13 protein-coding genes are annotated in these 12,145 nt (G+C 70.5%); 7 read left to right on the forward strand and 6 right to left on the reverse strand.

Going from position 1 to position 12,145, the window contains the following annotated elements:
• Position 1 precedes the first annotated feature (1 nt).
• The 5 genes from ACEXQC_RS11100 to ACEXQC_RS11120 are packed head-to-tail and all read left to right on the forward strand — an operon-like array spanning position 2 to position 5,180.
• Positions 2 to 1,561 (forward strand): ABC transporter substrate-binding protein, encoded by a 1,560-nt coding sequence (locus ACEXQC_RS11100; RefSeq protein WP_374821745.1) that lies wholly within the window; start codon positions 2 to 4, stop codon positions 1,559 to 1,561.
• Between the two features lie 9 nt (positions 1,562 to 1,570).
• Positions 1,571 to 2,578, forward strand: a complete 1,008-nt coding sequence (locus ACEXQC_RS11105; protein ID WP_374821748.1) for an ABC transporter permease — start codon at positions 1,571 to 1,573, stop codon at positions 2,576 to 2,578.
• Between the two features lie 5 nt (positions 2,579 to 2,583).
• A complete protein-coding gene (locus ACEXQC_RS11110) occupies positions 2,584 to 3,468 on the forward strand; it encodes an ABC transporter permease (RefSeq protein WP_374821750.1) in 885 nt (294 codons plus the stop codon).
• On the forward strand, positions 3,458 to 4,312 hold the full coding sequence (locus ACEXQC_RS11115) for an ABC transporter ATP-binding protein (protein WP_374821753.1): 855 nt from the start codon (positions 3,458 to 3,460) through the stop codon (positions 4,310 to 4,312). Before ACEXQC_RS11110 ends, ACEXQC_RS11115 begins: the two co-directional genes overlap by 11 nt.
• Positions 4,305 to 5,180 (forward strand): ABC transporter ATP-binding protein, encoded by an 876-nt coding sequence (locus ACEXQC_RS11120; RefSeq protein ID WP_374821756.1) that lies wholly within the window; start codon positions 4,305 to 4,307, stop codon positions 5,178 to 5,180. Before ACEXQC_RS11115 ends, ACEXQC_RS11120 begins: the two co-directional genes overlap by 8 nt.
• Before the next feature lie 11 nt (positions 5,181 to 5,191).
• Here the strand turns inward: ACEXQC_RS11120 and ACEXQC_RS11125 are convergent, their stop codons facing one another.
• The 4 genes from ACEXQC_RS11125 to ACEXQC_RS11140 all read right to left on the reverse strand — a co-directional run bounded on the left by ACEXQC_RS11125 (position 5,192) and on the right by ACEXQC_RS11140 (position 8,313).
• The gene (locus ACEXQC_RS11125) at positions 5,192 to 6,202 is read right to left on the reverse strand and encodes a PhzF family protein (protein ID WP_374821758.1); all 1,011 of its coding nucleotides are present in this window, start codon (positions 6,200 to 6,202) and stop codon (positions 5,192 to 5,194) included.
• A gap of 122 nt (positions 6,203 to 6,324) precedes the next feature.
• Positions 6,325 to 6,720: an arsenate-mycothiol transferase ArsC gene (locus tag ACEXQC_RS11130; RefSeq protein WP_374821761.1), complete on the reverse strand. Its 396-nt coding sequence runs from the start codon at positions 6,718 to 6,720 to the stop codon at positions 6,325 to 6,327.
• 173 nt (positions 6,721 to 6,893) lie between these two features.
• Positions 6,894 to 7,550 (reverse strand): arsenate reductase ArsC, encoded by a 657-nt coding sequence (locus ACEXQC_RS11135; protein ID WP_374821764.1) that lies wholly within the window; start codon positions 7,548 to 7,550, stop codon positions 6,894 to 6,896.
• 16 nt (positions 7,551 to 7,566) lie between these two features.
• Complete coding sequence (locus tag ACEXQC_RS11140) at positions 7,567 to 8,313, reverse strand: arsenate reductase/protein-tyrosine-phosphatase family protein (RefSeq protein ID WP_374821767.1); 747 nt, start codon at positions 8,311 to 8,313, stop codon at positions 7,567 to 7,569.
• 67 nt (positions 8,314 to 8,380) lie between these two features.
• On the opposite strand from ACEXQC_RS11140, the gene ACEXQC_RS11145 reads away from it, so the two are divergent.
• Positions 8,381 to 9,811 (forward strand): FAD-dependent oxidoreductase, encoded by a 1,431-nt coding sequence (locus ACEXQC_RS11145; RefSeq protein WP_374821770.1) that lies wholly within the window; start codon positions 8,381 to 8,383, stop codon positions 9,809 to 9,811.
• Positions 9,812 to 9,914: 103 nt separating this feature from the next.
• On the opposite strand, the gene ACEXQC_RS11150 is transcribed toward ACEXQC_RS11145, so the two are convergent.
• Both ACEXQC_RS11150 and ACEXQC_RS11155 read right to left on the reverse strand, forming a co-directional pair.
• Positions 9,915 to 11,273 (reverse strand): FAD-dependent oxidoreductase, encoded by a 1,359-nt coding sequence (locus ACEXQC_RS11150; RefSeq protein WP_374821773.1) that lies wholly within the window; start codon positions 11,271 to 11,273, stop codon positions 9,915 to 9,917.
• Entirely contained in the window at positions 11,270 to 11,674 is a 405-nt protein-coding gene (locus ACEXQC_RS11155) for an arsenate reductase ArsC (protein ID WP_374821776.1), read from the reverse strand. Before ACEXQC_RS11155 ends, ACEXQC_RS11150 begins: the two co-directional genes overlap by 4 nt.
• Positions 11,675 to 11,757: 83 nt before the next feature.
• Here ACEXQC_RS11155 and ACEXQC_RS11160 point away from each other — a divergent pair, with 83 nt between their 5' ends.
• Positions 11,758 to 12,108, forward strand: coding sequence for a metalloregulator ArsR/SmtB family transcription factor (locus ACEXQC_RS11160; protein ID WP_374821779.1), 351 nt, complete (start codon positions 11,758 to 11,760; stop codon positions 12,106 to 12,108).
• Positions 12,109 to 12,145 lie beyond the last annotated feature (37 nt).

Genomic DNA, 12,145 nt, shown 5'->3' on the forward strand with positions numbered 1-12,145 from the left:
CGTGAACACCACAGCATCCCGTCTCGCCGCCCGGGCGGTGAGAGCAGCCGCCATCACCGCAGCGGTCACATTCCTCGTCGCCGGCTGCGCCGCCGGAGCGGGGGCGGAGAACGCGGAGGACGACGCACCCACGACCCTCCGCTGGGCGTTCAGCCTGCCCACCTCGTGGGATCCGGTGACGAGCCGCACCGGCAACGACATCAACACCGTGAGCCTCGCCTACGCCTCGCTCACCCAGATCGATGCCGAGGGCACCGTGCTGCCGGCGCTCGCCGAGAGCTGGGAGTACACCGACGACGGCAGGAACGTGACGTTCCACCTGCGCCCCGACCTCGTGTTCAGCGACGGCACGGCGCTCGACGCCGAGGCCGTGAAGGCCTTCTTCGAGCGCGGCAAGACCCAGGAGGATTCGTTCCTCAAGGATCAGCTCGCCACCGTCGACTCGGTGACCGCCGACAGCGAGACCGCCGTGACCCTGCACCTCACCGGAGTCGACTACCAGGTGCCCGCTCTCGTGGCGGGCCGCACGGGAGCCATCACGAGCGAGAAGGCGGCGGAGGAGGATGCAGCGAAGCTGGCGACCTGGCCGGTGGGCGCGGGCCCCTTCCGCATCACCGAGTTCGTTCCGGAGTCGCACGCCACCTTCGAGAAGAACCCCGACTACTGGAACGCCGACGACATCCACATCGACCGCTTCGAGCTCACGGTGGCTCCGGATGCCGCCACCCTCGTGGCGGGCGTGCAGTCGGGCTCGTTCGACGTGGCCACCCTGCCGGCCTCGAAGGTCGAGGAGGCGGAGGCCTCCGGGCTCACGGTCACCGTGGAGCCGTCGCTCGCGGTGAGCGACGTGTCGATCAACGCGAACAAGGCGCCCTTCGACGATCCGAAGGTGGTGGAGGCGTTCCGCTACGCGTTCGACCGGGAGGGCTTCGTGGATGCCATCACGGCCGGCCTCGGCTCGGTGACGCACCAGCCCTTCCCCGAGGGCAACCCCGCCTTCGACCCGTCGGTGGAGAAGCTGTGGGACTACGACCCCGAGAAGGCGAAGTCGCTGCTCGCCGAGGCGGGCTACGGCGAGGGCGACCTCAGCCTCACCATCACCGCCGCCGCGTTCAGCGAGCAGGGCGCCGAGATCGCCCAGGCCCAGCTCGCCGAGATCGGCGTGACGGCCACCATCGCGCTCGTGCCGCCGGGATCGTCGACCTGGCAGAGCGAGGTCTACATCGCCAAGAACCCGCAGCTCGCCATCGACGGCACGATCGGCCGGGAGACCCCCGTGCAGAACCTGCTCGCGGTCTACGGCCCCGAGGGCATCATGAACCTCTCGGGCCCCAACGCCTCCGACGAATTCCTGGCGGCCCTGCAGTCGGTGAGGGAGACCCCGCTCGACGACCCCGGCTACCAGGCGGCCCTGCAGGAGGCCGTGCGGATCGGCGTGGAGCAGTCGCCCACGAACTACCTCTACAGCTCGCCGTGGGTGATCGTGTCGAACCCCGACGTCTCCGAGCTCAACCTGCTGCCCTCCCAGTTCCGCTGGGAAGGCGTGACGGTCGGCGAGTAGGCCACGGGCATGACGACCGGACTGATCGCGCGACCGTTCTCCCCGCCCCGAGCCCGCCCGCACGCGGCGGCCGGGCTGTGGGTGCTGCGCACCGTGCTGGTCGTCGTGCCCGTGTTCCTCTTCTCCACCTTCATCACGTTCGCACTGGGGGCGGCGAGCGGGCTCAACCCCGGCGCCGCGCTCGCGGGCGACAACGCCACACCGCAGATGATCGCCGAGATCAACGCCCAGTACGGGCTCGATCAGCCGATCCTCGTGCAGTACGTCGACTGGATCGGCGGGGTCTTCGCCGGCGACTTCGGCACCTCGTGGTTCAACGGGGCGCCGGTCGCCGAGCTCATCGGGCAGCGCCTCGCCATCAGCGCCTCCATCGCCGGCTTCGCCCTGCTCATCGGCATCGTGTTCGGCACCCTGCTCGGTCTCGTGGCCGCCGTGAATCGGGGTCGCGCGGTCGACAGGGTCATCACGGCGTTCTGCTCGTTCATCTCCACGCTGCCGCCGTTCGTGATCGCGATCGGCCTCATCGTGGTGCTCTCGGTGTGGCTGCACCTCCTCCCCTCGGCCGGCTATGTGCCACCGCAGCAGGATGTCGGGCGCTGGCTCGCACTCATCACCATGCCGGCGATCGCGCTCAGCCTCGACACCGTGGCCGAGCTCGCCAGGCAGCTGCGCACGGGCCTCGTCTCGTCGCTCGACGAGAACTACGTCACGGGCGCCGTGATGCGGGGGTTCAGTCGCCGCCGCATCCTGTTCGGCCACGCCCTGCGCAACGGGGCCGGGCCCGCCGTGGCCATCCTGGGCATGAAGATCCCCACCCTGCTGGGTGGCGCCGTGGTGACCGAGACCATCTTCAGCATGCCGGGGTTCGGCATGCTCTCGGCCGACTCGGCGCTGCGCGGCGACGTGCCCGTGGTGCAGGGCACGCTCGTGGTGGCCATCGTGCTCGTGCTGGTGTTCAACGTCATCGTCAACGTGGTGCTCGGGTCGCTGCGCCCTGCCTCGCGACGGGGGCGGTGATCCGCATGCTGCGCTCCGCCCTCCGCCTGCCCAGCGCCAGGATCGCGCTCGTCGTGCTGCTCGTCGTGGTGCTGCTCGCCGTCTTCGGGCCTGCGCTGGCACCGCTCGATCCGTACGCGCAGGACACGAAGAACCTGCTGCAGGGCCCGAGCGCGGCGCACTGGCTCGGCACCGACGACCTCGGCCGCGACGTGTACAGCAGGCTGCTCGCGGGTTCGACCGTGTCGGTGCTCGCCGCCCTTCAGTCGGTCGTGGTGGGCCTCGTGCTCGGCGCCCTGCCCGGCATGCTCTCGGTGTACCTCGGCCGCGCCTTCGAGTGGATCACCCTGCGGGTCATGGACAGCTTCATCACTCTCCCGTTCCTCGTCTTCGCCATCGCGATGACGGCGCTGCTCGGCAACGGGCTCGCTCAGGCGATGTTCGCCGTGGGCATCCTCATCGCTCCGGCGTTCTACCGGGTCACTCGCGCGGCCACTCTCGCCGTGGCGCACGCGCAGTTCGTGGAGGCGGCCCAGCTGTTCGGAGGCTCGACCTGGTGGGTGGTGCGCACGCACGTGTGGAGGAAGGTGTTCCCGGCGATCGCCGTCACCACCGCGAGCATGACGGGCGCGAGCCTCGTGATCGTCTCGTCGCTCACCTTCCTCGGCATCGGCATCGTGCCGCCCGAACCCACGTGGGGCGGGCTGCTCGCCACCGATCTCGGCAATCTGTACCAGCGGCCGTTCGGGCCCGTGGTGCCCGCTCTGATCATCATCGGCACCGTGTGGGCGCTCAATGCGCTCGCCGACGCGTTGAAGGATGCCGATGGTCCGGCATCCGCCCGTCTGTCTCAGAAGGCGCGCCGTTCTGCGGTCGCCGATCGCACCGTGGAGGTCGACCATGCACGATGAACTGCTGACCGTGAAGGGGCTGCGGGTCGGGACAGCCTCGGGCGCTGCCTCGAGACCGACAGGCGCCGATCGAATTGGCAGAGAGCTCGTGCACGGCGTCTCGCTGGGCGTGGAGCGGGGAGGCACCCTCGGCATCGTGGGCGAATCCGGCAGCGGCAAATCGCTCACCTGCCGCGCGGTGCTAGGCATCCTGCCGCGCGGTGTCGCCGTGACCGGGGGGTCGATCGTGTTCGACGGCATCGACCTCACTTCTCTCGACCACCGGGCCTGGATGCCTCTCCGCGGCACACGCATCGCCGCCGTGTTCCAGGATCCCGCCTCGTACCTCAATCCCTCCCTCCGGGTCGGCGCCCAGCTGGCCGAGGTGCTGCGCGTGAAGGTGGGGCTGAGGCGGCGTGAGGCACGCATCCGCACCCTGGAGCTGTTCGACCGCATGGGCCTGCGCGAGCCCGCGCACGTCGCGAGGCAGTACCCGTTCGAGCTCAGCGGCGGCATGCTGCAACGCGTGCTCATCGCCATCGCGCTCGCCGCGGACCCCGAGCTGCTCATCGCCGACGAGGCCACCACCGCGCTCGACGTGACCGTGCAGGCCGAAGTGCTCGACCTGCTCGAAGACCTGCGGCGCGAGCGGGGTCTCACGCTCGTGCTCGTGTCGCACGACCTCGCCGTGGTCTCGCAGATGTGCGACCGGGTCGTCGTGATGAAGGAGGGGGCCGTGGTCGAGACGGGGACCGCCGACGACGTGCTGCGTCGGCCCGAGCACGACTACACGCGGTCGCTGATCGAGCACCACACCGCGTACGGCATCGAGAAGTACCTGGGCGAGGAGACGGTCGGTGTCTGAGGGGTTCGGATCGGTCCTGCGCCCGACACGGGCCGCGCCCCTGCTCGAGATCGACGGCGTGGAGGTGTCGTACGGTCGGGGGCGGGCCGAGCGGCGCATCCTTCACGGTGTGAGCCTCACGGTCGCTGCTGGCGAGACCGTCGGGCTCATTGGTGAGACTGGATCGGGCAAGACCACACTCGCGCGCACCGTGCTCGGGCTCACGCGGGTGGGGGCGGGCGAGGTGCGGTTCGAGGGCCGACGTATCTCGGGGCTGCGGCCCGCGGCGCTGCGGGAGTTCCGGCGGTCGGGGCGGCTGCAGTACGTCTTTCAGGATCCGCTGCAGAGCCTCGACCCTGATCTCACGGTGCAGGAGTCGGTGGTCGAGGGGCTGCGCATCCGCGGGGGGCACGACGCCGGGCAGCTCTCCGACGCGGCTCGGGCGGCGCTCGCCGCGGTGGGACTGCCGGGCGAGCTGCTCACCCGCCTGCCCGGTGCGCTCTCCGGAGGGCAACGCCAGCGCGTCGCCATCGCGCGCGCTCTGGCGCTCTCGCCGTCGCTGCTGCTGCTCGACGAACCGGTGAGCGCCCTCGACGCCGCCAACCGCATCCACGTGCTCGAGCTGCTGCAGCGGATCGGGCGCGAGCAGGGCATCGCCCAGGTGTTCATCTCGCACGACCTCGGGTCGGTGGCGGGGGTGGCCGACCGCATCGCGGTTCTGTACCGGGGGGATGTGGTGGAGGTGGGGGAGACCCGGGAGGTCATCTCGCGGCCTCGGCATCCCTATACCCGGTTGCTCGTGGGGTCTGCGGCGACTCTCAGCGGGGGTGGGGTGGATCGCGAGACTCGGGCGTCTCTTCGGCGGGCTCTGGCGGCGTACGGGGAGTGAGGTTCGGGCGGTCACTCCATGGGGGTGGCTGTGCCTTCTACGGTGATGCCGCCGGTTTCGGGGACTTCTACCGTGAGGAGGCTGGGGCGGCCTACGTGGCTGCCCTGGTGGACGGTGAAGCGGGCGGGGAGCGGGAGCGGGAGCGTGCCGGTGGCGCGGAGGTAGGCGCCTAGGGCTGCTGCCGCCGAGCCCGTTGCGGGGTCTTCTGTGATGGTGCCCACCGGGAAGAGGTTGCGGGCGTGGACCTCGAGGGGTGCGGCGGTGCCGGTGCCCGCGGGTTGCGGGGCGGGCACGTGGACGACCGTGATGGTGCCGTGCCAGTGGTGCTCGGTCATGAGCGCGCGGGCCGCGGCGGGGTCGAAGGCGAAGGTGTCGAAGACGTGTCGATCGCGGAGCGGCACGATGGGGTGCCAGTTGCCGGCGAAGGCCTCCCGTGGGGGCAGGCTGTCGTCGAGGTCGGCTGGGGTGAGACCGAGGAGGTCGAGGAGCCCCGCCGTCGTGGCTGCGGGGAGGTCGCGCGTGGCGGGCTCGACGCTGCGGAAGGAGGCGAACATCCGCTCATCCGGCGTGCGGCTGGTCGAGATGGCGATGGTGCCCGCGTTCGTCTCCACGGTGAAGTCGCCCGCCCCGCGACGGGTGGCGAGCTCGACCGCCGTGGCGATCGTGGCATGGCCGCAGAACGGCACCTCGGACTCGGGGGAGAAGTAGCGCAGGCGCACGTGCCGGTCGTCACCGCCCACCGACGACTGCACGATGAACGCCGTCTCCGGGTAGTCGACCTCGCGGGCGATGGCCTGCAGACGCTCCTCGGAGAGGCCTTCGGCATCGAAGACGACCCCCGCCGGGTTGCCCCCACCCGGCTCGGCCGCGAAAGCCGCGAGCCGCACGAGGTCGAGCCCCGCGATAGCGGAGGGAGCCGCCGGCGCAGAGGCGGCCACTGCAGGTGCGGTGGATGCCGGCGTTGTGGATGCGGACGGGGTGGATGCGGGCGGTGTGGGGGCGAGGTTCGAAGCGTCGGGCATCGCCCCATGCTCGCACCGCCGGAACCCGCCGACCAAGGTCCACCGGCGGTCCCGTGGCCTCACCAGCCCCATCCACCGTCGAACGTGAAGGTGGATGGCGCCGGGTACGGAGGGAACACCGGCTAGCGGGTCAGGAGTGTCTCGGTGATCTTCTCGGAGACGGATTCGCGGAGGGGGCGGACGTCGTCTGCGCTCCAGGACTCGGGGTTGGGGAACGACCACTCGAGCACCTCGCCGCGTGGGGTGGAGGGGAGGGCGAGGCCCGGCTTCATCAGCACCACGATGTCGGCCTCGTCGAGATCCTGCTCGGTGACCGCGCGCGGGACCCTGCCGGAGATGTCGGCCCCGAGCTCGGCCACCGTCGCGGCGATGGCGGGATTGACCTCGTCGGCAGGGGAAAGGCCCGCGGAGGCCGCGATGAAGCGATCACCGGCGAGATGCTCGAGCAGCGCGGCCCCCAGCTGGGAGCGGCCGGCATTGTGCTGGCAGATGAACAGGACGGTGGGACGGTCGCTCATGGGTTCCTCACGGGTTGGTCACCGATCGGTAGATCGGTGGATGGATGGCCATCGGGGTGGATCGCGGATGGGTGGCAGGGGTGGATCGTCGGGGCAGATGGACGGAGTGGGTCAGGGGAGCGGGAAATGAGGGGATGAGCCGGCTGGCGCGGCGCGGCGCGGCTCACTTCAGCTCAGCGGGAGGCGGTCTCGCGGAGGGCGGGGACGCCGATCTCGTCGAGCAGAGTGAGGACTCGGCGCTCGATGTCGTCGCGGATCGGGCGGATCTCGGCGGCCGTCCTGCCCTGCGGGTCGTCGAGCACCCACTCCTCGTACCGCTTGCCGGGGAAGATGGGGCACGCATCGCCGCAACCCATGGTGATGACCACGTCGGCCGCCCGCACGACCTCGTCGGTCCAGGGCTTCGGGTACTCGTTCGAGATGTCGATGCGACGCTCGGCCATGGCGGCGATCGCCTCGGGGTTGACCTCGTGGCCGGGCTCCGAACCTCCCGACCACGCCACGGCGTTCTCGCCCGCATAGTGCTCGAAGAAGCCGAGCGCCATCTGCGACCGGCCCGCGTTCTGCACGCATAGGAAGAGCACGGTCGGCTTGCCGTCGAGGTGCTTGCCCTCGACCCGGGCCAGAGCTCCGAGCCGTTGCTTGGCGAAGCGCTCCGCGAGCAGCGGCAGGAAGGTGGTGACCTTCGCGTTGCCGGCGAACTGGTCGTAGGAAGAGAGCAGGAAGCGCTGGATGGTCTCGACGTTGAAGGTGCCTTCGAACTGCCGCTCGAGCCGCGTCGCTGCGGTCTTGAGGGCGACTTGCTGGTCGAGAGTGATGAGGGGGTTCATGGACGTTGCTTTCTGTTCAGCTCGCGGCGAGCCGCGGGGCGAGCCCGGATATGCGGTGCTCGAGTTCGGTGAAGGCGGTCTCGAAGGCGGCGTCGGTGCCGATTCGAACCGGGTCCGGGATCGACCAGTGGAGGCTCCCGGCAGCGCCCAGCTCTTCGTGGGCGTTGTCGCAGACGGTGACCACGAGATCGCTGCCCGTCAGGACATCGGCGAGCAGTCGTGGTGTATGTTCGGTGAGGGTGAGGTCGTGGCGCCGCGCGGTGGCGAGGGCGCCAGGGTCGATGCGATCGGCCGGGTGGGTGCCCCCCGACGTCGCCGGGATGCTGCTGGCCCGCTGCCACAGCGCCGTCGCGAGCTGCGACCGTGCGGAGTTGGCCGTGCACACGAACACCACGCGCCGGGCCGCTTCGCCGGGCGCCGCGTCGTCGCGTGCCGAGAACTGCAGATCGACGGGGCCGATCTGCCCACCCGCGCCACGAGCACCCGCGCCGAACGCGACCTCGTCGAGAGCGTTCTCCTCGAGGTGCACGTAGCTGCGACGCCTGTCGGCCTCCGAACGGGTGCGGGTGATGAAGCCCACGCCCTCGAGCGCGTTGAGGTGGTGGGTGACGAGGTTGGCGGGCAGGCCGAGGGCCTCCCGGATCTCGGTGGGCGAGAGGTCTCCGAACGTCAGCAGGTCGACGACTCGCAGGCGGGCGGGATCGCTGAGCGCGGCGTGCTTGGCAGCTCGCCGGTCCAGGTCGGAAGTTCGTTCAGTGTTCATTGATTCAATCTTGACTGAAACACTTACCGGCGTCAAGATGAACCCACGAACAATCGAAAGGCACCCCATGCACCTCGTAGCCATCGGCGGAAGCGACGCCGGAATCTCCACGGCACTCCGCGCCCGCGAGCTCGATCCCAGCGTCGACGTCACCGTCGTGGTGGCCGATTCGTACCCGAACTTCTCGATCTGCGGCATCCCGTACTACTTCTCGCGCGAGGTGAACCCGTGGCAGTCGCTCGCCCACCGCACCCACGCCGACCTCGAGGCCACCGGCATGCAGCTGCGCCTCGACACCCTCGCCACGGCGATCGACGTGGCGGGCCAGACGCTCACCGTGCGGGATGCGGCGGGCCGGGAGTCGAGCATCGACTACGACGAACTGATGGTCGGCATCGGTGCCTCTCCCTCCACGGCGGGCATCGCAGGAGTCGCGGGCATCGCGGGCGTCACCGGCGTCGCGGGCGGTCCTGACGGCCTCGGCCCGGAAGACGGCGTGCACGTGCTCCACTCCATGGGCGACACGTTCGCGCTCGAGCGCTACCTCGACGAGAACCAGCCCGAGACCGCGATCATCGTGGGCGCCGGCTACGTGGGTCTCGAGATGGCCGAGGCGCTCACCGTGCGCGGGCTCAAGGTCACCCAGCTGCAGCGCGGCTCCGAGGTGCTGTCGACCCTCGATCCCGAGCTCGGCTCGCTCGTGCACGACGAGCTCACCCGTCACGGCGTGGAGGTCGTCACCAACGCGCGGGTCGAGGGCATCACCCGCAGCGGTGGCCGCCTCACCGTCACGGGTTTCGAAGACGGCCAGGGCTACGAGCGCACCGCCGACCTCGTGCTGCTCGTCGTGGGTGTGCGCCCCAACACCGGTCTGCTCACCGACGCCGGTGCCACGACCGGCCCCGGCGGCGCTGTGGTGGTCGACGAGCGGATGAGCACCGGCCTCCCCCACGTGTGGGCCGCCGGAGACGGTGTGGTCACCCACCACCGCCAGCTCGGCGTCACCTACCTGCCCCTCGGCACGACCTCGCACAAGCAGGGCAGGGTGGCGGGCGAGAACGCGATCGGCGGCGACGCCCGCTTCGCCGGCAGCCTCGGCACCCAGGTCGTCAAGGTGTTCGACGTGGTGGCCGCGCGCACGGGCCTGCGCGATCAGGAGGCCCTCGCAGCCGGGCTCTCGCCGCTCTCGGGCACGGCGATCGCCGACGATCACAAGGCCTACTACCCGGGGGCCAAGCCGCTCAGCATCCGCATCACCGGTGCCACCGACAGCGGCCTCCTGCTGGGCGCCCAGCTCGTCGGTGCGAGAGGTGCCGAGATCGCCAAGCGCGTTGACACCTACGCGGTGGCGCTCCACCACGGCATGACGGTCGAGGCCATGAGCGACCTCGACCTCTCGTACACGCCGCCGCTCGGCTCGCCGTGGGACGCGGTGCAGGTCGCCACCCAGGCCTGGACCCGTCAGCTCCGCGCCGCGGCGCAGCCCACTCCCGCGTAACCCAGGGAGGGCTCGGGCGGCGGCGCGGGCGGGCGGCAGGGCGGTCGCGCGGGCGCGAGAGCGAGCGACGGTGCCCGCGCGGGCCGCCCATTCGGCGCATCCGTCAGTTGCAGCAGGACCCGCCCGCACCCGCCTGGTCGCCGGTCGAGCACACGCCCGTCTCGGGCAGCACGAGCTGCACCCGGCGGGCGGCTTCGCGGTTGCCCGCGAGCTCATCGGCGATCGACCGCACCTGCTCGTACCCGGTGAGCAGAAGGAAGGTCGGCGCACGTCCGTAGCTCTTCATCCCCGCGATGTAGAAGTCGGGTTCAGGATGCGCGAGCTCGGTCACGCCGTGCGGATCGACGGTGCCGCACGAGTGCAGGTTCGGGTCGATGAGCGGTGCGAGGGCGCGCGGGGCCTCGACGATCTCGTCGAGCGAGATCCGCACCTCGCGCAGCATGTCGAGGTCAGGGCGGAACCCGGTCGCGTTCACCACGACGTCGGCCTCGATGCTCGTGGGGGTGCCGGCGCGGCGGCCGATCACCTCGACCCCTCCGTCTTCGGCGGGCTTGACGTCATCGATCTCGAAGCGGTCGACGAGCGTCACGGTGCCCCGCCGCACGAGCTCGTGCGTCGACTCGCCGAGTGCGCCGCGACCCTCGAGCTCGTCGGCGCTCGATCCGTAGACCCGAACGGGCGAGCTGTTGCGGATGGCCCACGTGATCGTCGTGCCGGGCTCTTCGCGCACGAGCGACGCGAGCTTGAGCAGGGTGTTGGCCGCAGAGTGACCGGCCCCGACCACGAGCGTGTGCCGGCCGGCGAACCGGGAGCGTTCCGCGCCGAGGACATCGGGGAGGGCGTGACTGATCGAGGCGGCGACCTCGGCCGCGTGGGCCGGGGCGAGGCCGGCGGAGGTGAGGCCGTTGGGGCTGCTGTAGGTGCCCGAGGTGTCGATCACGGCCCGCGCGAGCACGTCGCCCACGGCCCCGTCGGCAGCTCGGGTGCGCAGCTGGAACGGAGTGCTGCCGCGCTTCGTCGAGCGGGTGCGGTCCATTCCCTGGCGGGTCACATCGGTGACGGTCGTGCCGTAGCGGATGCGCTGCTTCAACGCGGCCGTCTCGGCGAGCGGCACGAGGTAGTCGTCCACGAGCTCGCGGCCGTACGGGGCGCGCTCGGCGCGAGGGGCCTCCCAGCCCGCCGCATCCAGCAGCCGCACGGCGGCGTCGTCGACGAGGTACTTCCACGGCGAGAAGAGTCGGGTGTGTCCCCACTGCTGCACGGCCGCGCCGGCGGAGTCGCCCTGCTCGAGCACCACGACCTCGACTCCGCGTTCGAGCAGTTCGGCGGCCGCCGCGAGGCCGACGGGCCCGGCGCCGATGATCGCCACGGGCAGCCCCTCGAGCGCACGGGAGGGCGGCATCGTGAGCCCGGGCGCAGTGAGCCTCGGCACAGCGAGCGTGGGCAGATCGGCGAGCGTCATGCCGGGAGGATCTCGGCGAGGAGCTTCTCGATGCGCGCCTTGATGTCGTCGCGGATCGGCCTCACGGCGTCGATGCCCTGGCCGGCCGGGTCGTCGAGCTCCCAGTCCTCGTACCGCTTGCCGGGGAAGATGGGGCAGGTGTCGCCGCAGCCCATCGTGATGACGACGTCGGACTCCATGACGGCCTCGGTGGTGAGGATCTTCGGTGTGTTGCCTGCGATGTCGATGCCCTCTTCGGCCATCGCCTCGACCGCGACCTGGTTGATCTGGTCCTTCGGCTCGGAGCCGGCGGAGAGCACCTCGACCCGACCGTCGGAGAGTGCCGCCAGATACCCCGCGGCCATCTGGGAGCGGCCGGCGTTGTGCACGCAGACGAACAGGACAGTGGGCTTCTCAGACATGGGTTCCTCGGCTGGATCGACGGCTATCGATCCAAGTATCGCCTCGTCTATTGAAGCCTGTCAATCTATGGCAGGATCGGTCCATGTCGACCATCGAGCTGCTCCCTCTCACCGACGTCTCCTCCTGCGCTCCGGGGATGCCGGCGGAGAGTCTCGGGCAGGTCGCCGCCGAGAGCCTCGCGCTCCGGCTCAAGGCGATCGCCGACCCGGCGAGACTGCGTTTGATCTCGATGGTGGTCGCCCATGAGAACGCCGAGGCCTGCGTGTGCGACCTCACGGAACCGCTTGGGCTCTCCCAGGGAACCGTGTCGCACCACCTCAAGATCCTCGTGGAGGCGGGCATCTTCGACCGCGAGAAGCGCGGAACCTGGGCCTACTACAGCCTCGTCCCCGGTGCCCTCGATGCGATCTCGGCCACACTCAAGGGGATCTGAACGTCTGGGTTGATGCTTTTGCTGCATCGATGATCAT

Origin of the sequence: Herbiconiux liukaitaii, from assembly GCF_041927495.1 — a bacterium.
Classification (GTDB): Bacteria; Actinomycetota; Actinomycetes; order Actinomycetales; family Microbacteriaceae; genus Herbiconiux; species Herbiconiux liukaitaii.

Excerpts from the sequence above, each read along its gene's own strand:
- ACEXQC_RS11150 (WP_374821773.1), bottom strand. The coding sequence starts at position 11,273 with ATGACGCTCGCCGATCTGCCCACGCTCGCTGTGCCGAGGCTCACTGCG.
- ACEXQC_RS11155 (WP_374821776.1), bottom strand. The coding sequence starts at position 11,674 with ATGTCTGAGAAGCCCACTGTCCTGTTCGTCTGCGTGCACAACGCCGGC.
- ACEXQC_RS11125 (WP_374821758.1), bottom strand. The coding sequence starts at position 6,202 with ATGCCCGACGCTTCGAACCTCGCCCCCACACCGCCCGCATCCACCCCG.
- ACEXQC_RS11135 (WP_374821764.1), bottom strand. The coding sequence starts at position 7,550 with ATGAACCCCCTCATCACTCTCGACCAGCAAGTCGCCCTCAAGACCGCA.
- ACEXQC_RS11115 (WP_374821753.1), top strand. The coding sequence starts at position 3,458 with ATGCACGATGAACTGCTGACCGTGAAGGGGCTGCGGGTCGGGACAGCC.
- ACEXQC_RS11140 (WP_374821767.1), bottom strand. The coding sequence starts at position 8,313 with ATGAACACTGAACGAACTTCCGACCTGGACCGGCGAGCTGCCAAGCAC.
- ACEXQC_RS11145 (WP_374821770.1), top strand. The coding sequence starts at position 8,381 with ATGCACCTCGTAGCCATCGGCGGAAGCGACGCCGGAATCTCCACGGCA.
- ACEXQC_RS11105 (WP_374821748.1), top strand. The coding sequence starts at position 1,571 with ATGACGACCGGACTGATCGCGCGACCGTTCTCCCCGCCCCGAGCCCGC.
- ACEXQC_RS11130 (WP_374821761.1), bottom strand. The coding sequence starts at position 6,720 with ATGAGCGACCGTCCCACCGTCCTGTTCATCTGCCAGCACAATGCCGGC.
- ACEXQC_RS11160 (WP_374821779.1), top strand. The coding sequence starts at position 11,758 with ATGTCGACCATCGAGCTGCTCCCTCTCACCGACGTCTCCTCCTGCGCT.
- ACEXQC_RS11110 (WP_374821750.1), top strand. The coding sequence starts at position 2,584 with ATGCTGCGCTCCGCCCTCCGCCTGCCCAGCGCCAGGATCGCGCTCGTC.